We start from the raw sequence: 19015 nt of genomic DNA on the forward strand, positions 1-19015 counted from the left end.
ACGTAGTTGCGGCCGAACACACCGGCCGTCGGCGATCGGCCACGACGGTGGCGGCCCGCCTAGATCAACGAGTCGCGCCACTGGCGGTGCAGTGCGGCGTACCGGCCGTCGGCCTCGGCCAGCACGGCGGGTGGGCCGTCCTCGACGACAGTTCCGCCGTCGAGGACGAGCACCCGGTCGGTGGTCTCCACTGTGGATAATCGGTGGGCGATCACCAGCGCCGTGCGGTCGCGCAGGATGGTGCCGAGTGCCCGCTGTACGAGACGTTCGGTCGGCACGTCCAGCGACGACGTCGCCTCGTCCAGGATGAGCACTGTCGGGTCGGCCAGGAACGCGCGGGCGAACGCGACCAACTGGCGTTGCCCGGCGGAGAGCCGGCCGCCGCGTCGGTGCACCTGGGTGGCGTACCCCTCGGGTAGTGCGGCGATGAAGTCGTGCGCGCCGATCGCCCGCGCGGCGGCCTGGACGGCGGCGTCGTCGGCCCCCGGGCGACCGAACCGGATGTTCTCCGCGACGGTCCCGCTGAACAGGTGGTTCTCCTGCGTCACCAGCACCACGGCGCGGCGCAGGTCGGCGTCGCGTACGTCGCGCAGGTCGACCCCGTCCAACCGGACCGTGCCGGTGTCGGGGTCGTGGAACCGGGCGACCAGCTTGGCGATCGTCGACTTGCCCGCCCCGGTGGGCCCGATCAGCGCCACTGTCTGCCCGGCCGGCACTGTCAACTCCAGCCCGCAGAGGATCGGGGTGTCGGCCCGGTAGCCGAAGCTGACCGCCCGGAAGATCAGCTCACCCCGGCCGGGCCCGGTCGGCAGCGGCGTGGGCCGGGCCGGTTCGGCGACGGCCGGTCGTTCGTCGAGCACCCCGGCCAGCTTCTCCAGCGCGGCGGTGGCCGACTGCAACGAGTTGTAGAACTGGCTCAGCTCCTGCATCGGCTCGAAGAAGCGGCGCAGGTAGAGCAGGAACGCGGCGAGCACGCCGACCTCGGTCTGCCCGCCGAGCACCCGCCAACCGCCGTAGCAGAGCACCACCGCCACTGTGACGTTCCCGATCAGCTTGATCGCGGGCGAGTACGTGGCGATCAGCCGGAACGCGTGCAGGCTGGTCCGTCGGTAGTCGTCGCCGAGCGCCATGAAGATCCGTTGGTTGCGGGGCTCCCGGCGGAACGCCTGCACCGCCCGGATGCCCCGCATCGACTCGACGAAGTGCACGATGACCAGCGCGACAGCGTCCCGGGTCCGCCGGTACGCGCTGGCCGACGACCGGGCGAACCAGCGGGAGAGCCAGAACAGGAACGGGAAGGCGAACAGCGTCACGGCCGCCAGCGGCAGGTCCAACCAGAGCAGGATGGCGGCCACCGACAGGATCGAGAGGCCGGCCAGCACCAGGCTGTCGATCCCACCGTCGACCAGCTCGGCGATCGAGTCCAGGTCGCTGGTGAGCCGGGAGACCATCCGGCCGGACGTGTACCGCTCGTGGAAGCCCACCGACAGCCGCAGGAAGTGCCCGAACACCCGCTGCCGCAGGTCGAGCAGCACGGCCTGGCCGATCCGGGCGGAGAGGGTGAGGAAGCCGCGGCGGGCCGCGTACTCGGTCACCGAGGCCACCGCGAACGCCCCGGCGACGGTGATCAGCGGGCCGGCGTCGCCGGCGCGCAACGGCGGGATGGCCCGGTCGATGCCGATCATGACCAGGTACGGGCCGGCCATCGCGGCGCCGTTCTGGGCCAGCAGCAGGCCGACCGCCGCGGCGAGTCGCCTCCGGTGCGGTCGGAGCAGGTCGCCGAGCAGGGTCCGGCTGAGCCGGCGGAGCCGGGCCACCGCCTCGGGGCTGGTGTCCTCGGCTCGACTGCGGTCGGCCTCCGGGTCGGTGGCGGTGCCCCGCCAGCGGGTGAGCTCGGGCTCCTCCTCGGGCGGCGGGTCGGCCTGCTTCGGCACGCTCACGAACGCACCAGCCCCCACCCGTCCGAAGGGGACGAACTCGGCCCGCTGGCTCCGGCCGGCGGTGGCTGCCCGGCGGGCGGCTCGGCGGCGAGCAGCGCCCGGTACGCCGGAACGGTGGCCAGCAGGTCGGAGTGCCGACCGGTAGCGGTGATCCGCCCGTCCTCCAGCAGCGCGACCCGGTCGGCCAGCGCGATCGTCGACGGCCGGTGCACCACCAGCAGCGCGGTGCTGTCGCGCAGGACCCGCCGCAGCGCCGCTTCGACAAGGGCCTCGGTGTGCACGTCGAGGGCGGAGAGCGGGTCGTCCAGCACCAGCACCGCGGGTCGGCCGAGCACGGCCCGCGCCAACGCGAGCCGTTGCCGCTGCCCGCCGGAGAGGGACAGCCCCTGCTCGCCCACCCGGGTGGCCAACCCCCACGGCAGGTCGTACGCGAAGTCGGCCTGGGCCAGCGCGAGGGCCGCGCGGACCTCGTCGTCACCGGCGTCCGGGCGACCCAGGGTGAGGTTCTCCCGCACCGACATGGAGAAGAGCGTGGGCTCCTCGAACGCAACCCCGACCAGTCGGCGCAGAGAGGCGAGCCGCAGCTCGCGCAGGTCGTGCCCGTCCAGGGTGATCCGGCCGGCGGTCACCTCGTGCAGTCGGGGTACCAGGGAGAGCAGCGTGCTCTTGCCGGAGCCGGTGGCGCCGACCAGGGCCAGCGTCTCGCCCGGCTCGACGCTCAGGTCGATCTCGTGCAGCACCGCCGTGCCGGCACCCGGGTAGCTGAACGCGACCCGCTCGAAGCGCAGGCGACCGTGCACCGCGCCGCGCGGCAGCGCGACAGCGCCGGGGGAGTCCACGATCTGGGGTGGAGTGTCCAGCACCTCCTGGATCCGGTCGGCGGCGGTGGCCGCCTCCTGACCGTTGGCGATGATCCAACCCAGGGACTGCACGGGCCAGATGAGCATCAGTTGGAGGCTGACGAACGCGACCAGTTCGCCGATGGTGAGCGCGCCCCGCGCGGCGGCGGCCGCCCCCGCCGCCAGCACCACACCCAGGGTCACGTTGGGGACCAGGTCGAGCAGCGCCGAGGTGTTGGCGAGCAACCGTCCCTTGCCGACACCCGTGTCGTGCAGCCGCCGGGCCGCACCGGCGAAGCGGGCGGCCAGTTCGGGCCCCCGCCCGTACGCCTTCATGGTGCGCAGGCCCTGCGCGGTCTCCTCGACCAGCGTCGCCACGTCGCCCTGCTGGTCCTGCATCCGACGGGACGCGGCGTGGTAGTGCCTGCCGAACCGGCGACTGATCAGCAGCAGCGGCACCGCGCTGGCCGCGACCAGCACCCCGAGCGCCGGGTGCAGGTTGATCAGCAGCACCACCACGACCACGTACGTGGTCAGGTTGAGCACCAGGAAGAACACGCCGAACGAGAGGAACCGGCGGATCACCGACAGGTCGCTGGTGATCCGGGAGAGCAACTGGCCGGACTGCCAGCGGTCGTGGAAGCTCGTGGGCAGCCGTTGCAGGTGGGCGTAGACGTCGGCGCGCAGCGCCGCCTCCATGCCCACCGCCGAGGACGACTGCACCCACCGACGGATGAAGATGAGCACCGCCTCGACGACGCCGAGCAGCAGCGCCAGGCCGCCGAGCTGGAGCAGCCCTTCCGGTTCGTGTCGGGCCACCGGCCCGTCCACGACCCGCTGCACGACAAGCGGTACGGCGATCCCGGCGGCAGTGCCGGCGAGCCCCGCGACGAGCAGCCAGGCGAACTCGGCGGCGTACGGGCGCAGGTAGGGGCGCAGCCGCCAGAGGTTGTGCACGGGGTGGGTGCCCGCGGCGGCCCGGGCGGCCGGGTCGCCGTCGCTCTCCACAGGCACTACCAGACGGTAGCGTCTAACAGGTGTCGATGCTCCTGTCAGCTTGTTGTCACGCGCCGCTCATGACCGAGAAGCCACTTCTTCACGTCCAGCCCCCAGCGGTAGCCGCCGAGCGTGCCGTCGGTGCGAAGCACCCGGTGACAGGGCACGAAGAGGGCTGCCGCGTTCCGGGCGCAGGCGGCCGCGGCGGCCCGCACCGCCGGTGGTCGACCGGCCAGCGCGGCGTACCCGGTGTAGGTGACCGGGGTGCCCGGCGGCACCTCGCGCAGCACCTGCCAGGCGTGCGCCATGAACTCGCCACCGGTGCGCTGCCGTACCGGCACGGTGTCGATGGCGGCGAGGTCACCGTCCAGGTAGGAGCGGACGGCCGCGCTGACCGGGCCGAGGTCGGCGCGCTCCCGTAGCGGTGCCCGCAGGGCCGGGTGGACCAGGGGCAGCAGCGCCGCCGGGTCCGGGGTGAAGCCGGCCGCCCGTACGTCACCGTCGGGGCCGGCGAGGATGCTCAGTGGGCCGGCCGGTGTGCTCAGTACGGTGCTGTCGATGTTCATGCCGCTCTCCAGAGTCTGATCGTGGCGTAGGACCGCCAGGGGCGCCAACGTTCGGCGTACCTGTCGAGGGTTGTCGGGGTGTCGGGCAGGCCGAGCGCGGCGGCGCCGCGCCGGACCGCGAGGTCGGAGCTGAGCAGGATGTCCGGGTCGCCGAAGGCGCGCATGGCCAGGTAGTTGGCGGTCCACGGGCCGATGCCCGGGAGCGCGAGCAGCCCTCGAACGGCTTCCCCCCGGTCCACCCCAGCGGCGAGGTTGACAGACCCGTCCACCACGGCCCGAGCCAGTCCCCGTAAAGCCTCCCGCCGCCCCACCGGCATCCCAAACCCCGAGTCGGGAACCCCCAGCAGGTCCTCAGCGCTCAAGAACGCCCGCAGCCCACCCTCCGACACACCCCGTTGATCATGAGGTTGACCTGGACTTTGATCTCCATCGACCACGTCAACCTCATGATCAACGTGATGGGAGAGGAGGCGGGTGAGGGTTGTTCTTGCGGAGGTGACCGAGACCTGTTGGCCGATGATGGCGCGGACGGCCTGTTCGAAGCCGTCGACTGCGCGGGGGACGCGGATGCCGGGTTCGGCGGCGACCACCGGGGCCAGCGCCGGGTCGGCGGCCAGCGTCGCGTCGATGGCCGCCGGGTCCGCGTCCAGGTCGAGCAACCGGCGGCAACGGGCCACCGCCGGCGCCAGGTCGCGCAGGTCGGCGAGGCGCAACGTCGCCGCCACGTGCCCGTCCGCCGGGGTCAGCGCCACCCGGCCGGTGCCGTGCGGCAACCGCAGACCCCGGTGGTACGTCCCGTCGCGGACCTTCTCCACGCCGGGCAGCGCCCGTACCGCGAGGAAGTCCAGCAGCGCCCGGGCGTGCAGCGGCGGGCGGTACGCCAGCCGGAGCGCGATGGTCCCCGCCCCGGCCGGCGCCTGCTGGCGGCCACGGGCCGCGCGCAGGTCCGACGGGGCGCTCGCGTACACCTCGCGAAGCGTGTCGTTGAACTGCCGCACGCTGCCGAAGCCGGCGGCGAACGCGATCTCGGCCATCGCCAGGTCGGTCGTCTCGATCAGGATCCGGGCGGTCTGGGCGCGCTGGGCCCGGGCCAGCGCGAGCGGCCCGGCACCCATCTCGGCGCTGAGCATCCGGTGCAGGTGCCGCTCGGTGTAGCCCAGCCGGGAGGCCAGGCCCGGCACGCCGTCCCGGTCGACAACGCCGTCGGCGATCAGCCGCATCGCCCGACCGACCACGTCCGCCCGGACGTCCCAGAGCGGGGAGCCGGGCGCGGCGTCCGGCCGGCAGCGGCGGCAGGCGCGCAGCCCGGCACCCTGCGCGGCGGCGGCGGACGGGAAGAACCGGACGTTCTGCCGCTTGGGCGTGATCGCCGGGCAGGACGGCCGACAGTAGATGCCGGTGGACGTCACACCGGTGTAGAACCAGCCGTCGAACCGCTGGTCACGGCTGTCCACGGCCCGGTAACACCGCTCGAAGTCCATCTCCATGTCACCGATGATGCCCCGCCCGACCGGTCATCGGCTGGCGGGAATCGGACCTGGGTGTGCGCGGCCTGCGCGGGTACCGCCTCGGCGTCAGCGGCGGCGTCGGTGCGGCTGGCCGGACCGGCCGGCCCGGGAGCCCTGACCGGTCCGGTCGGCCTGGCCGGCACCGTTGGACCGGGCGCCCTGGCTGGACCGGTTGGCCTGGCCAGCTCGGTTGGCCTGGCCGGTCAGCAGCGCCGACCGGAACACGCCGTCCGGGTCGTACCGCTTCCACAGCCGCCGGACCCGGGCGCCGGTCTCGCCCGGGTAGATCCGGGCGAACGCCGCCGGATCCGGCCGGCTCTCGAAGTTGACGTACGCGCCGTCGGCGCGCGCCCCGGCGGCCCGCCAGGCGACGTTCAACGCGGAGTCGGCCTGCGGCGGAAACACCGAGGCCACGATCAGCGTGTCCTGGTGACGATGCGGGTACGCGGTCGCGTCGGAAGCGACGTCGTTGACCGCCCCACCCAACGAGCGGAGCTGGATCACCGCCCGCCCCGGCCCGGTCACCGCTCGCGTCACGGCCCGCGCCCCGGCGTCGTCCAGCGCTGCGAACAGGCCGTTCGTGGTCGTGCCACGCTGCTGCCCGACGTTTGGGTTGAGATGCGCCGTCGGCACCAGCGTGGGGTAGGGCAGCAGGTCGGTCCGGTGTTCGAGCACCTTGCCGATGGCGAGCAGCGGTTCCACAGCCGGTCGGGCCCGGCGCAGGCTCTCGGCGGCGACCACGGCGGTGATGGACATGAGGACCGATCGACCCTCCGCGAACACCACGGCGGCGGCGGACAGCTCCCGTGGCGCGTGCGCGAGGTAGCTCGTCCACTCCCGGACGGTGCGACCGTCCGGATGCGCCTCGACGACCAGCTGCGCGACACCGACGTTGCGTTGCTCGGCCGCCTCGATCTCGAAGGCCACCACGATCCCCGCGCCGGCCCCGGCCCCGCGGACCAGCCAGAACAGCTCCGGCTCGTGGTCGGCGTCCGCGCGTACCAGCGTCCCGTCCGCCAGCACCACCTCGACGGCGCGGACCCGGTCGATGGTGAGGCCGTGGGCGCGGACCAGCCAGCCGACACCACCGCCGGTGGCCAGGCCGCCGACGCCGACGCCGCCGTAGTCACCCGAGCTGATCACCAGGCCGTACGGGGCCAGCGCCTTCGCGACGTTCGCCCAGCGGGCCCCGGCCTCGACCCGGACCAGCCCAGCCCGCTCGTCGATCACCTGAACCCGGTTGAGCATGGAGAGGTCGATGACCACCCCACCGTTGTTGGACGAGGCTCCGGAGAGGCCGTGGCCACCGCTGCGGACCGCGATGGGCAGCCGCTGCTCCCGCGCGTAGCGCAGCGCGTCGACCACCTGCGCGGTGCTCTTCGGCAGCAGGACGGCAGCCGGAGACGCCGACCTGGTGTACGTCGAGCGCAGCTGCGCGTACCGGCGGTCGCCGGGGGTGACGATCTGCCCCCGGAGGGAGTCGGGCACCCGGGCCATGGCGGTGCTCATCGTCGCCCCCGCAGCGGGCGCCTCGGGTGTCCGGGATCGGTCATGGCCCAAGAATGAGCGGGCATGTCGGCCTCGACAAATTCGGTGGACCGGTGCCCGCCGGTCGCCCCGGCGCGCGACGCTCGCCGGTACGGGGAGCGCCGCGCGAAGGTGACCGGAATCTCCTGGGTTGACCGGTCAGGCCGGGGCGGAAGAACCACCGACCTGACCGGTGCTGCTCAACGTGACGGGCTCGGCGAGGCAGTCGGCCGTCCCGGTACACCGGGCGGGCCCAGCGGAGTCGTCGGGGTTGGTGAGACAGTCGGCCGTCCCGGCACTCCGGGCGGGCCCGGCGGAGTCGCCGGGCTCGGCTTGACCGTCGGCTGGCCCGGGACGCCGGGCGGGCCCGGCGTGATCGACGGGTTCGTTTCCGCGCCTCCAGGGCTCGGCTCGACCGTCGGCAACCCGGTGGGCGCGGACGGGGTGGGTACGGGTGGGCTGGGCACGGCCGCCGGACCGGCCGGGCTGGGCACGGCCGGGGGAGGCCCGTCCGAGCCGGTAGCGGCCAGGGCGAGCGGGGTGGCGATCAGGATCGCCGCCAGGGTGCTCACCGCCCCCACCGCCACCGTGGCGCGACGTCTGTTGCGCACCCGTCGTTCCGCTCGGCTCAACTGGTCATGCACGATCGGTGCCTCCTCGGCCAGGTCGGTGAGGGTGGAGCGGATGAGGTGCTCGAAGGGTTCGGTCATCGCCGTACCTCCAGCATGTCGACGTCCGGCAGCAGGTCGCGTAGTCGCTTCACCGCTCGATGGGTACGGCTGCGCACGGTGCCCACCGAGCAGCCCAGCAACTCGGCCACCCGGGCTTCGGGCAGGTCCTCGTAGTAGCGGAGGACCACCACCGCCCGCTGCGTCGGTGGCAGGTGGCGCAGCGCGGTGCGCATCGCCAACCGCACGTCGGAGCCGCCGCTCGGGTCGCCGCCGACCGGTTCGTCCGCCGGGTTGAGCGGTGTCTCCCGCCACCGGCGAAGTCGCCGCCACCAGCTGATCTGCTCGCGGTACATCACCACCCGCAGGTAGCCCTCGGGATCGGCGTGCCGAATGGTTCCCCACTTCGGGATGGTCCGCGCCAACGCCGACTGGAACAGGTCCTCGGCGGCGTTGCGGTCCCCGGTCAGCAGGTACGCGACCCGCATCAGCGCCGGAGTCCGGCTGCCGACGAACTCGGCCAGTCGCGCGCGCTCGTCCTCGTCCACCCACCACCCCCGTTTCGTTGTCACAGATACAGACGTCCCAGGTCATCGTCGCTATCCACGATCGGTGGGGTTTTTCGGCCCGAAAGTGTCGGTCGTGCCGGGTAGCGTCCGGCCACCAACTGAAGAAGGGGTGCGGCGAATGACGAGCGTGGCGGGTTGGGTGGCGGCGTCGACACCGGGTGCGTTCCCGCCGTTGCCCCGCGCGGTGGCGCAGTCCTTCTACCGCCGGATGCGGGCCGTCGCGCCGGCCGCCGTGGGCGCCATCGAACGGGACCGGGCGGGCGACCCCGAGCAGAGCTTTCCGGACACCGCCTGCGGCCGGTTGGCCGGCTCACTCGACGACGCGGGCCTGCGGGCGCTCGGGATGTGGACGCACCACTGGTGCATGCGCTTCTACGACGACGACACGCGGGTCGGCCGGCGGTTGGTCCGCGAGATCGCCGCGCGGCCGGGGCTCGGCTGGACGGCCGACGAGGTGCGTTGGATGCTGCGCGAGTCGGTCTCGGCCGGGCCGGCCGCCGCCGACCGGTTCACCCTGCCGCACGCCGCCGCCGCGCAACTACCACCGGCAGACCGGCCGGCCCTGGGACATCGGCCGGAGGTTGAGGTGCCCCGCCAACGGCGCCCGGGCCAGTCTGGCTGATCATGGGGGTGGCGGGGGTGTTCGACCGCCACCCGCAGGTGGCGGTCGGGCTGGCACCGCGCGGGCGGGAGGCCGGCTGCGGCAGGATGGACGCCGCACCGCCCCCGACGGAAGGACGCCCCGATGGCTGCCAGCGAACCGACCATCATCGCCACCAGCATGGGCTTCTTCCGGGGCGTCCGCGGGCCCTACGACCTGCGCCCCAGCCCGGTCTTCGAGCTGGCGGCCGAGCTGGCCGAGGCGGGTCCGCAGCCGCAGGTCTGTTACCTCGGGCAGGCCGTCGGCGACCAGCCGACCTCGCTGACCGCCGTCTACGGCGCGTTCGCCGACACCCGGTTCCGGCTGTCACACCTCGCCCTGTTCCCGATGCCGAACGTCGAGGACGTCCGTGCCCATCTGCTCGCCCAGGACGTGATCTGGGTCGGCGGGGGCAGCGTCGCCAACCTGGTCGCGGTGTGGCGGGTGCACGGGCTCGACGAGATCCTGCACGAGTGCTGGCAGGCCGGTGTGGTGCTGGCCGGCGTGTCGGCCGGCTCGATCTGCTGGCATGTCGGCGGTGCCACCGACAGCTTCGGCCCCCGGCTGCGCGGCTTCACCGACGGCCTGGCCTGGCTGCCGTACGGCAACGGGGTGCACTACGACAGCGAGGGTCAGCGCCGCCCGCTCATGCACGAGCTGGTCGGCGACGGCACGCTCCCCACCAGCCACTGCACCGACGACGGCGTCGGCCTGGTCTACCGGGGCACCCGGCTGGTCGAGGCGATCGCGGACCGCGAGGGCGTCTCGGCGTACGAGGTCAGCCGTGGCGCGGACGGCAGCGTCCGGGAGGCGGTCATCGCCCCCCGCCGGCTCGGCTGAGCGTCACGCCTCGTCGTCCGGCTGCCGGCGGCGGAGTACCGCGTCGAAGACCTGGGCCAGCTCGGCGGCGTCCTCCCCGGCGTGGTGGGTGTGCGGCAGGTCGTGCAGGCCCAGCTCGTGCTTGATGGTGCTCTTGCGGGTCTGGACCCACTCGCTGCCGGTCAACCCCATCCAGTAGCTGCGGAGATCAACACCGGAGCCGGTGGCACCGAACGGGCTGTGCCCGACGAAGCGGACGAAGTACCAGTGCACGAACATGCCGTCCCAGACGGCCGGGGCGGCGAGGAAGACCGGACGGCCGACCCGGCGCAGCCCGTTGACCCAGGCCGCCGCAGCGGCCATCGCCTCCTGCGCGGCGGGCGCCTCCCGCAGCAGACGGTCCCGGTCCAGGCCGGAGACGGCCAGCGCCGCCGGGACGAACTCGTCGGAGATGGGACGCAGCTCGGTGTAGAAGGTGAGGTCCGGGCGGCCGGCCACGGCCATGCCCAGCGAGATCATGCTGTACGGCCCGGGGATCGGCCCGTCCGCCTCCACATCGACGGCGATGTACAGCTCGGGCAACGTCGAGGTCATCTCACCTCCAGCAGCGGAACATCGAACCGGGAGATTAGCAACGTCCACCGGGGCCCGGCGGGATCGACGATCGACCACCTGCCAGGTGCCGAATCGGAGCCGCCTGGACCGGCCCGGCCGGGACCGGCGTAAGCTGGCCCGTCGTGAGTCTCACCATCGGCATCGTCGGCCTGCCCAACGTCGGCAAGAGCACGCTTTTCAACGCGTTGACCAAGAACGACGTGCTGGCGGCGAACTACCCGTTCGCCACCATCGAGCCCAACGTCGGCGTGGTCGGGCTGCCCGACGAGCGGCTGGGCAAGCTGGCCGAGATCTTCTCCTCGCAGAAGGTGCTGCCGGCCCCGGTGTCGTTCGTCGACATCGCCGGCCTGGTCCGCGGCGCGTCGAAGGGGCAGGGCCGGGGCAATGCCTTCCTGGCCAACATCCGGGACGCCTCGGCGATCTGCCAGGTCGTCCGGGCCTTCTCCGACCCGAACGTGGTGCACGTCGATGGCAAGATCTCCCCGGCCGACGACATCGAGACGATCAACACCGAGCTGATCCTCGCCGACCTGCAGACCCTGGACAAGGCGCTGCCCCGGTTGGAGAAGGAGGCCAAGCTCCGCAAGGACCGGGCCGCCGCGGTCGCCGCCGCGAAGGCCGCGATCGAGGTGCTCGACGGCGGCACCACCCTCTACTCCGGGGCCGCCGCCGCCAAGATCGAGCTGGAGCACCTGCGCGAGCTGCACCTGCTCACCACCAAGCCCTTCCTGTACGTCTTCAACGTCGACGAGGCCGAGCTGGCCAACGAGACGTTCCTCGACGAACTGCGCGCCCTGGTAGCCCCCGCCGAGGCCATCTTCATGGACGCCAAGATCGAGTCTGAGCTGGTGGACCTGCCCGAGGATGAGGCCCGCGAGCTGCTGGAGTCCATCGGGCAGAACGAGCCTGGCCTCAACCAGCTCGTCCGCGTCGGCTTCCGCACCCTCGGCCTCCAGACGTACCTCACGGCCGGCCCCAAGGAAGCACGCGCCTGGACCGTCCCGGTCGGCGCCACCGCGCCGGAGGCCGCGGGTGTCATCCACAGCGACTTCCAGCGCGGCTTCATCAAGGCCGAGGTGGTCTCGTACCACGACCTGGTCGAGCACGGTTCGATGGCGGCGGCCAAGGCGGCGGGCAAGGTCCGCATCGAGGGCAAGGAGTACGTCATGCAGGACGGCGACGTGGTGGAGTTCCGCTTCAACGTCTGAAACCGACCCGTTCCCGCAGGTCAGTAGTAGTCGTGCCGGTAGGGGCCGGCGAAGCGGGTCGTGAACTGCCACTCAATCCGCATGGGGGCGGGGGTGACACTTCCGCAGTCGGATCCCGAGATCTACCGTTCGGTGAAAGTCGCCATCGACATGCCCGCCGAGATCGGGCCAGGTCTGGGACGCCAGCTGGTCGACACGGTGCAGGGGTTCGAGGGACCCGATCTACGCTTCCGCCGTCAGTCCGAGGTCCGGATCTGCTCCAGGCGCGTCAGAGGCTCCCGGCGGAACTCCATGAGCTCCCGCAGCGCGTCCTTCTCCGCCGTGGTGATCACGACGTCCTCCTTCAACAGGGCGCCGACGAGCGTCGGGATCGCCAGGTCCCAGGCCCCGGCGCCTCCGGCGGTCAGGACGATCGGCCGGTACTCCGGGCTGATCCTGGGTGCGAGCTGGTCGGTGATCCGGCGGCTGCGCCGGTAGAAATCGATGACTTCCATGGGTCTCCCGTGGGTTCGGTGGCTAGGCCAGCGGGTTGGTGGTGACGCCCTCGCCGCTGACGGGGTAGCCGCCGGCGATGCTGCCGTCCTTGTCCAGGATAACGACGCAGGTGATGCCGTCGCGGGTGCCGGTGACGAGCCAACCGTCGCCGTCGAGACGTGCCTTAGGGCGGCTGTCGGGGTTGGCGGCGATGCTCTTGAACCAGCCCTCGACCTGTTCCTTGGTGGTGCCGGGCGGGAAGCGCGTCTTGCCGGGCTCGGTGGACGAGGGCTTGTGGTCGCCACTGCCCATGCCGTCGCCGTCCCAGATCTTGTCCATCGCCCCGTCGCCCATCTGACCGAAGCGGTCCATGTCGTACTTGGCGTCGGCGAACTCGGGGTCGTCCCAGGGGTTGGTCCTCTTGGGTACCTCGGGCTCGGATGTGTCGGCGTCCTTCGGGCGGCCCTCCCGGACGCGATCGAGGCCGTGCTGCTGGGCTGCTCCCACGCGCTTGGGCATCATTGCCGGGTTGAACTTTTTAGGCTTGGGGCCATCGTCGCCACCGCCGTGCGGTGGGGTGGGGCCTGAGGGGTGCTTGTGGAGGCCCGCCACAGCGAACAGGACTACCAGGACGGCGGTGGTCCGCAGAGCCGCCATGAGTTGTCGCATCGTGGGCCGCCTAGACGTCGAGGAGTGCGCGAAGGGCGGAGAGGCTGCTGATCAGGCCCATCAGCCAGCCGAAGATGCGGCCGGTCCAGCGGACAACGGCCATCGCGAGCTGGGAGACAACCAGCGGTGTGGCGAAGCCGAGAGAGAAGACCACCTCGGCCAGCCACACCACGACCTTGGCGATGCAGTCGGCGATGAAGGCGCGCACCACCTCCCGCACCGTCTGCACCAGGACCCCCGCGCCACGGGTCGCGGCACCCATGCCGGCGGCCGTGCCCGCGAAGATCCCGGCGACGTCGATGTTGATGGTCAGGATGTCGCGGTAGGCGTCGGCGGCCGCGCCCTGCCATCCGTCGAGGTCGCCGACCAGCCGCGCCTTGAGGTCCTCGGCGATGGAGAACAACTCATTGGCCATGTTGTCCCAGGTCAAGGCGTGCGTCTCGATGGTCTGGGGATCGCCGGCCAGCCAGTCGAGTGCCTGCTTCAGTGGCTCGACCTGCTCGATGGCCCACTCGATGCCCATCGACAGGAGCGTGCTGAACGGGTCGATGACGATGGACGCCCCGTCGAGAGCGGCGCCCAAGCCCGCGACTGAGCCGTCGATCCAGCTGCCGGAGTCGATGGCGTCCTTGATGCCCATGTAGTCGTCGGCCAGCGGCAGGCCGGTCCAGCCGTCGCGGTGCGCGGCGCTTGTCGAAGCGATGTCGGAGGTCGTGGCGACCAGTGGGTTGCTCATGAGAGGGCGCCGGGCCGGCTCAGGTCGCGGAGTGGAAGGAGTTGAAGCCGTCGGTGTTCGACTCCTCGGCCCGCTCGTAGGCGTCGGCGTTTTTCTTGATTCCCGCGGCGAGCAGCGCGATGTTCTCGGCGAGCATCCCCACACCCTTGTCCTGGTCCCGGTGGCGTCCCTCCAGGATGGGCGGTAAGAACTGGCAGAGCTGCCCGTACGCATCATCGGCCTGGAAAATGGTGCCGCTCGCGGCCATGACGGCGGCAAAGCGGTCGTGAATGGCCGACATGGCCGTGGCGTGCGCGCGCAGCGCCTCGACGTCGACCTCGAACCCCCCGTGCATCAGTAACGCCCCTCTTCGTCCTCGGTGTCGGCGGTCCGGAATCCGGCCAGCAGGGCCCGGCCGGTCGCCGAGTCGGCGCCGACCGTCTCCCGCACGACCTCGGCGGCGGCCTCGGCGAGCTTGACCCGCGCGTTGCGATAGGCGCCCATGATCGCCTGCTGCGTCTGCTCCAGGCTCACGCGCTGCGCCCGCGCGGAGAGCCGGACGTCGGCCATCGCCCCCGTGGAGTCGACGGTGACCTCGACGATCCCGTGGGCGTCGCTGGCCGTGACCCGCAGCGCGCCCAAGCCGGCAGCGGCGGCCTGCGTGTCGGCTGCCCGGCGCACGGCGTTGGCCTGCCATGCCTCCAGGCGTTCGCGCGCATCCTCGGCGTCCAACAGCGGATTGACCATCGCGCCTCCGTCTCCGTTGCCAAGCAGGGGATTCAGAGGCGCCAGTGTAGCTACGGCCCGCCACACCAGGATTGCCGAGCGAATGCGGCGTGATCCGGTCACTGTGGATCGCGGCGACGTGGGTGCTGATGATCGCCTTCTTCGGGCCTGCTCGACCTGGCGGCGGTGTTCGGCCCAGGGAGCGCCCACCACCTGGGCGGCCAGGTGTGATGAGCCCGGTCAGCGCCTCCCGGAGGTCCGCAAGCGCAGCTTTCCCGTCTGGCCAGGACTCGCGGTGGGCAGGCCGGCCGCCTTGGCAGCGTCGAGCAGACGCCGGTCGTAACTGACGAAGGGAACTAACTCCGCTCCGGACTCGTTGGTAAGAACCTGCGCGGTCGCCAGATGAATGGCGTCGAGACTGCGCAGTGTCGGCTCGGCGAAGCATCGGGCCGTCAAACGCTGACCAGAGATAACCAGCGACGACCAGCGGCCCCTAAGAAAAGCAGGTGTGTCCATCCGGCTACGAGGAGTTCGACTTCTTCCCGGACGAGGAGCCGGTACGGCTGTGCCGCGCTCACGCGGCTTGGCTTCGGGAGCTGGGTGACCGGTTCGAGATAGCCTGGGCAACCGGGTGGGGTGCCGAGGCGAATCGACTTCTCGCACCCGTGCTACAGCTTCCACAGCTGCCCGTGATCGGCTTTCCTCCGATCCCGTTCGAGCCACGGGAGAAGGTTCCGGCCGTCGCCAGCTATGTGGGCTCACGACCTGCGGTATGGATCGACGACGCGTTGACGCCGGAGGCGCGTGCCTGGGCTGAGGGTCGTAAGGCACCGACGCTGCTAGTTGATGTCGATCCAGCCGAAGGGCTGACCCAAGCGGTAGTCCTCCGAGCGCTCGTTTGCGCGGAGGACTTGCTTGCCGGCGGCCGGAGCTGGTGACGCAGCATCTCTCGGAGTCGGGGCACACATGGGGCACAAGACAGCGTCAAACGTCGGCAACCAGCAACAAGTGGCATGAGCCGCCGACGGGCCGCGACCAGCACGCCGAGCATCGTGAACAGGTCAGGCCACGGCGGCACAAAGTTCCGCTTCAACGTCTGAATCCGGCCTGTTGCCGTAGGTCAGGCGGTTGGAGAAGATCGGCGAGTCGGTCGCGCGAGGCCGACCGCCTCGGACGCTCGCCGGCAGGTAGGGTGCGTGCGCTTGTGCGCGGCCGAAGACCTGGAGGAGGGACGTGGGCGCGAAGACAGCCCTGCTGGCATTCGCCGATGGAGATTTGCGTCCCGCGTTGTATGGGGCGACGCGCTCGGAGCGATCCGAGACCGAGTCGCTGGTACGTCAGATCCATCCGGGCCGCGTCGTGGAGCCCTTCGACGAGAGCACGTTGTTCGACGACGTCTACCCGCCAGATGACATCACGTACGCCACGAAGCTGGCCGGGGCCGAGCTGTACTGCGACCGGCGGCTGGCGCTCGACCGTCCGTCCGAGCTGCCGGAGCACCTGCGCGAAGCGGGAGCGGGCAGGCGGATCATCATGCACGGGATGCACTCGGTCGTGGACTGGCTCAGCTTCGCCGTCTGGGAAGACGGCTCGCTCATCAGATCGCTGAGCCTGTCGCCCGACGGCGGCATCCGGGAGAACATCGGCAAGCCGTACGACTTCGAGCTGCCCTACTGGGCAGGCGAGCATGCTGTTGAGCCTGTGCCGGGCTGGCCCGATCAAGCGCCGTACCCACTGCCGTTCCATCCCCTCGCGCTGGGCGAGCAAGCATTGCGCGCGCTGTTCGGCTTCGTCGTCGAGGGGCACCCCGAGTCGGACGACATCGACGCCGAGGCTGTTCACCTGCACGGCTTCCGCGTGACCGACCCGTCCGGCGAGGAACAGGCCGCGCGTGAAGCCGCATACGCGCAGGCACGACGGGCCATGGGTGCGCCGCGGAGGTTCCGGTTGGGACCGGACGGGGCGATGCACGAGGTCAGCCTCGAAAGCTCCTGATTCGCCGGTCCCTCGGTCGGCGGAGTGTCACGCAGGCCGTGATACCGGACTGCACGTGTCTGGTCCCACCTGGTGCTTGACGCATCCGTCCCAGCTGATGTTGACCGGACGGTGGACCGGCCCGGTGTACTCGGTGAGGGTGAACCGGCGCTGGTCGTCGGCGGCGTGGACGGTGACGTCGAAGGTGCTTCCGTCTTCGAAGCGCAGCGTGAAGACGGGGTCGAGGTCGCAGAGGAACGCGAAGCCGTCGCGTTCTTCGTCGATTTCGCCGACCAGGCGGCCGTGGGCTTCCCAGCCGGCGTCGCTGGCAGTGATCACGGCGGTCACCTCGGCGCTGCCGAACAGTGTGGACGAGTTGGCCCACCAGTCCAGCCAGCAGCGGCCCTCGAAACGATCCATGGCCATCACCTCTTCGAAGATCAGACTCGGGCCGGACGACAGTCGGTCCTGCGTGGGTCGGTGAGTTTTACTGTTGCGGTGCGCACTCGTCTCGTTCTCTGCGTCACCTTGCTGCTGGCGGGTGTGGCGACGGCAGGTGGCGGACTCATGGTCGCCTTGGGATCCATCGAGCAGCCAGGACCCTTCAACGAGGCGATACTGGGTGCGGTGGGCATGGGAATGATCGGCGCGGGTTTCCGCCGTTGGAGGAAGGCGATCACTACCCGCACTTCCTCAGCCGTCGTCGCCACTTTGCGGAGTACATCCGTGACCGCCGCGGACCCGTTGGAGGTCTCCGCACCCGAAGCTCCGGGTTGGCTGCGGCGCCAGTGACAGACACGCCCGCCAGTGGGTGTTCGGCGGTCAGCCGGGTCCACCCTCACCCGTGGTCGTCGAAGCGCAGGAGCGCCCACGGTAACGCCGTACGCCATCCGGGCAGTTCGAAGGCCCACGCCGTGAGCACGGAGTGGACGAGCCGCTTGTCCTCGGTGAACGCCTGGAAGTGGCTGTCCTCGTCACCCTCGCGGTACTCGACCTGGTATCCGTTCGCCTCGGCGCGGGCAACCTGCGCGAACGTCTGACCGGTGGCGTCGGCGAGACGTTCCACGACGAGGAACTGTTCCTCGCCGCGTTCCATGTCCGACAGCAACTCGAACAGCAGGTCCTCTGACGGGTCGTGCCAGATCTGGCCGGACTCCATCGTGGCGCGTAGCAGCGGAGCGTTCATTGTTCGTTCCGGACCGACGAGTCAGGTGCGGCCTGCTGTTCCAGCTGTCGGCGAGCGTCCCGCCAGAGGCGCTCGAACTCCTCCGAGGGCAGGCTTTCCAGAGTGGGTTCCACCGCCGGGTCGGGTAGCGGGAACGGGGCCTCCGGCACAGTTCCGTACCGCTGTTCGTACTGGGTCACCGCGCCCTGGGTCCCCGAATCACGGGCGATGAGCACCTCCGCGAGCGCCGCCGCCGCCATGACGACCCCGTCCGAGCCGCGTAGCTCGACGTGGCGCAATGCCCACCGGTCGGCGTTCAGCTCGTCGTAGTTCCAGCGGTCCTCATCCGGCCAGTACCAACGGACGTAGGTGAGCATGTAGCCGGCGAACTGGCCCGTCACTGGGTGAGGGTGAAGCGGCGATGGTCGGCGCTGGGGCGCACTGTGACATCGATGGCGTCGCCATCCGCGAAGCGCAGGGTGAAGACCGGATCGAGGTCGTAGTTGGCCCACCAGTCAAGCCAGCAGCGAACTTCGATGCAATCCACGGCCGCCACCTATCGGGTCAACACGCAAGCGGTCAGGGTGACAAGGTTGGATGTCTGATAGGACGATACACCTTGTCGCCCTGACCACTTCACCGACGAGGCGCGAGGCCGGCCGCCAGGTGAATGCTCATTATTGCCTGAGCATAATGCGGGAAGTGCGGAGCTGACTTTCGCATTGTGCGGTGGTCAGTTGTAGTGGGCGAACTCCGTATAGTCGTTCCAGATCCAGCCTTTGACGCCGGTGCAGCAGTCGGAGTGCCACCACAGGTTTCCGGCATCGTTCACACAGCGCTTGTCGATACGGAACAGCGTCTTGGACTTCCAGTGGGCGATCACGGTGGACGACCCCGAATAGCTGGTGTGCACCGCGGCGCTGCCGACGATGACCCGCCTCATGTGCGGCGTCCAGTTCGAGCAGGAAGCCAACGTTCCGACCTCCGCCGGCACCTCGCCCAACTCGCTCACCGACGCGCTCGGGCCGGGCTCGACCGCTGCTGCCGGTGCCGCGATCGGAAGAATGCCGGCAAACGCGAGCGTGAGTGCGCCACCCGCCGCTGCGAGTCTCCTCGACGTTGCTTTCCTCATAGAGTTCTCCATATCTGTAAGGGCTCTGAGTTGGACCGTATAGCTAAGGTCATCTCTGCGAAGTCCAGCCCTGGTAACGGATAGATAAACGTGGCTTGATCAGGGCTTTGGTTGGTAGATTCAGGTAAATGGAGCCAGTGAGTCTCGCTTTTTGGGCGGTGGCCCAGGCTCCGCTTGTCTGCCATGCTCGGGATCACGGCCATCGTCGATGCTGCTGGGGCTGGATGTAGCCCGGGGCGGCGGGGCCGCCGGGCTCGGGAGGTTG

Annotated in this window: 21 protein-coding genes and 2 pseudogenes; 4 read left to right on the top strand and 19 right to left on the bottom strand. The window is 70.7% G+C overall.

Annotated elements, in window-relative coordinates; translation table 11 throughout:
- Positions 1–59: 59 nt before the first annotated feature.
- From OH804_RS32440 to OH804_RS32475, 8 genes and pseudogenes are all read right to left on the bottom strand, one after another.
- Positions 60–1940: an ABC transporter ATP-binding protein gene (locus OH804_RS32440; RefSeq protein ID WP_406061424.1), complete on the bottom strand. Its 1881-nt coding sequence runs from the start codon at positions 1938–1940 to the stop codon at positions 60–62.
- The gene (locus OH804_RS32445; protein ID WP_406061426.1) at positions 1937–3793 is read right to left on the bottom strand and encodes an ABC transporter ATP-binding protein; all 1857 of its coding nucleotides are present in this window, start codon (positions 3791–3793) and stop codon (positions 1937–1939) included. The genes OH804_RS32440 and OH804_RS32445 overlap by 4 nt, the downstream gene beginning before the upstream one ends.
- 38 nt (positions 3794–3831) lie before the next feature.
- Positions 3832–4341, bottom strand: coding sequence for a methylated-DNA--[protein]-cysteine S-methyltransferase (locus OH804_RS32450; RefSeq protein WP_406061428.1), 510 nt, complete (start codon positions 4339–4341; stop codon positions 3832–3834).
- A pseudogene (locus tag OH804_RS32455) lies at positions 4338–4685 on the bottom strand (DNA-3-methyladenine glycosylase family protein); the annotation flags it as partial. The pseudogene OH804_RS32455 and the gene OH804_RS32450, both read right to left, overlap by 4 nt.
- Positions 4686–4805: 120 nt before the next feature.
- A pseudogene (locus OH804_RS32460) lies at positions 4806–5828 on the bottom strand (bifunctional transcriptional activator/DNA repair enzyme AdaA); the annotation flags it as partial.
- A gap of 87 nt (positions 5829–5915) precedes the next feature.
- Entirely contained in the window at positions 5916–7358 is a 1443-nt protein-coding gene (locus OH804_RS32465; RefSeq protein ID WP_406061430.1) for an FAD-binding oxidoreductase, read from the bottom strand.
- 218 nt (positions 7359–7576) lie between these two features.
- Positions 7577–8086, bottom strand: a complete 510-nt coding sequence (locus OH804_RS32470; RefSeq protein ID WP_406061432.1) for a hypothetical protein — start codon at positions 8084–8086, stop codon at positions 7577–7579.
- A complete protein-coding gene (locus tag OH804_RS32475; protein ID WP_406061434.1) occupies positions 8083–8592 on the bottom strand; it encodes a SigE family RNA polymerase sigma factor in 510 nt (169 codons plus the stop codon). Before OH804_RS32475 ends, OH804_RS32470 begins: the two co-directional genes overlap by 4 nt.
- Before the next feature lie 139 nt (positions 8593–8731).
- Here OH804_RS32475 and OH804_RS32480 point away from each other — a divergent pair, with 139 nt between their 5' ends.
- Both OH804_RS32480 and OH804_RS32485 read left to right on the top strand, forming a co-directional pair.
- On the top strand, positions 8732–9235 hold the full coding sequence (locus tag OH804_RS32480; RefSeq protein WP_231392411.1) for a hypothetical protein: 504 nt from the start codon (positions 8732–8734) through the stop codon (positions 9233–9235).
- Between the two features lie 123 nt (positions 9236–9358).
- Positions 9359–10093 carry a Type 1 glutamine amidotransferase-like domain-containing protein gene (locus OH804_RS32485; RefSeq protein WP_406061436.1) on the top strand — a complete coding sequence of 245 codons (735 nt, stop codon included), beginning with the start codon at positions 9359–9361 and terminating at the stop codon, positions 10091–10093.
- A gap of 3 nt (positions 10094–10096) precedes the next feature.
- Here the strand turns inward: OH804_RS32485 and OH804_RS32490 are convergent, their stop codons facing one another.
- Positions 10097–10666: an exonuclease gene (locus tag OH804_RS32490; RefSeq protein WP_406061438.1), complete on the bottom strand. Its 570-nt coding sequence runs from the start codon at positions 10664–10666 to the stop codon at positions 10097–10099.
- Between the two features lie 143 nt (positions 10667–10809).
- Between OH804_RS32490 and ychF the strand changes: the two genes are divergently transcribed.
- Positions 10810–11895 (top strand): redox-regulated ATPase YchF, encoded by a 1086-nt coding sequence (ychF, locus tag OH804_RS32495; RefSeq protein ID WP_112670729.1) that lies wholly within the window; start codon positions 10810–10812, stop codon positions 11893–11895.
- A gap of 236 nt (positions 11896–12131) precedes the next feature.
- Here ychF and OH804_RS32500 read toward each other — a convergent pair whose 3' ends face one another.
- The 5 genes from OH804_RS32500 to OH804_RS32520 form a co-directional block, all read right to left on the bottom strand.
- Positions 12132–12389 carry a hypothetical protein gene (locus OH804_RS32500; protein WP_146754740.1) on the bottom strand — a complete coding sequence of 86 codons (258 nt, stop codon included), beginning with the start codon at positions 12387–12389 and terminating at the stop codon, positions 12132–12134.
- A 22-nt stretch (positions 12390–12411) separates the two neighbouring features.
- Positions 12412–12888: an EndoU domain-containing protein gene (locus tag OH804_RS32505; protein ID WP_406061441.1), complete on the bottom strand. Its 477-nt coding sequence runs from the start codon at positions 12886–12888 to the stop codon at positions 12412–12414.
- A 160-nt stretch (positions 12889–13048) separates the two neighbouring features.
- Positions 13049–13774 carry a WXG100 family type VII secretion target gene (locus tag OH804_RS32510; protein ID WP_196919701.1) on the bottom strand — a complete coding sequence of 242 codons (726 nt, stop codon included), beginning with the start codon at positions 13772–13774 and terminating at the stop codon, positions 13049–13051.
- A 19-nt stretch (positions 13775–13793) separates the two neighbouring features.
- Positions 13794–14108 carry a type VII secretion target gene (locus tag OH804_RS32515; protein WP_196919700.1) on the bottom strand — a complete coding sequence of 105 codons (315 nt, stop codon included), beginning with the start codon at positions 14106–14108 and terminating at the stop codon, positions 13794–13796.
- Positions 14108–14500: a YbaB/EbfC family nucleoid-associated protein gene (locus OH804_RS32520; RefSeq protein WP_196919699.1), complete on the bottom strand. Its 393-nt coding sequence runs from the start codon at positions 14498–14500 to the stop codon at positions 14108–14110. Before OH804_RS32520 ends, OH804_RS32515 begins: the two co-directional genes overlap by 1 nt.
- Positions 14501–15712: 1212 nt before the next feature.
- Between OH804_RS32520 and OH804_RS32525 the strand changes: the two genes are divergently transcribed.
- Entirely contained in the window at positions 15713–16474 is a 762-nt protein-coding gene (locus OH804_RS32525; RefSeq protein ID WP_406061444.1) for a DUF6928 family protein, read from the top strand.
- A 27-nt stretch (positions 16475–16501) separates the two neighbouring features.
- Here the strand turns inward: OH804_RS32525 and OH804_RS32530 are convergent, their stop codons facing one another.
- The 5 genes from OH804_RS32530 to OH804_RS32550 form a co-directional block, all read right to left on the bottom strand.
- A complete protein-coding gene (locus OH804_RS32530; protein WP_327041919.1) occupies positions 16502–16873 on the bottom strand; it encodes a hypothetical protein in 372 nt (123 codons plus the stop codon).
- A 418-nt stretch (positions 16874–17291) separates the two neighbouring features.
- Positions 17292–17639 carry a hypothetical protein gene (locus tag OH804_RS32535; protein ID WP_406061446.1) on the bottom strand — a complete coding sequence of 116 codons (348 nt, stop codon included), beginning with the start codon at positions 17637–17639 and terminating at the stop codon, positions 17292–17294.
- Positions 17636–18019 carry a hypothetical protein gene (locus OH804_RS32540; protein ID WP_406061448.1) on the bottom strand — a complete coding sequence of 128 codons (384 nt, stop codon included), beginning with the start codon at positions 18017–18019 and terminating at the stop codon, positions 17636–17638. The genes OH804_RS32535 and OH804_RS32540 overlap by 4 nt, the downstream gene beginning before the upstream one ends.
- On the bottom strand, positions 18016–18165 hold the full coding sequence (locus tag OH804_RS32545) for a hypothetical protein (protein ID WP_231392409.1): 150 nt from the start codon (positions 18163–18165) through the stop codon (positions 18016–18018). Before OH804_RS32545 ends, OH804_RS32540 begins: the two co-directional genes overlap by 4 nt.
- Positions 18166–18351: 186 nt before the next feature.
- Entirely contained in the window at positions 18352–18750 is a 399-nt protein-coding gene (locus OH804_RS32550) for a hypothetical protein (RefSeq protein WP_196919696.1), read from the bottom strand.
- Positions 18751–19015 lie beyond the last annotated feature (265 nt).

This window comes from Micromonospora sp. NBC_00860 (assembly GCF_045207375.1).
GTDB lineage: Bacteria > Actinomycetota > Actinomycetes > Mycobacteriales > Micromonosporaceae > Micromonospora > Micromonospora vinacea.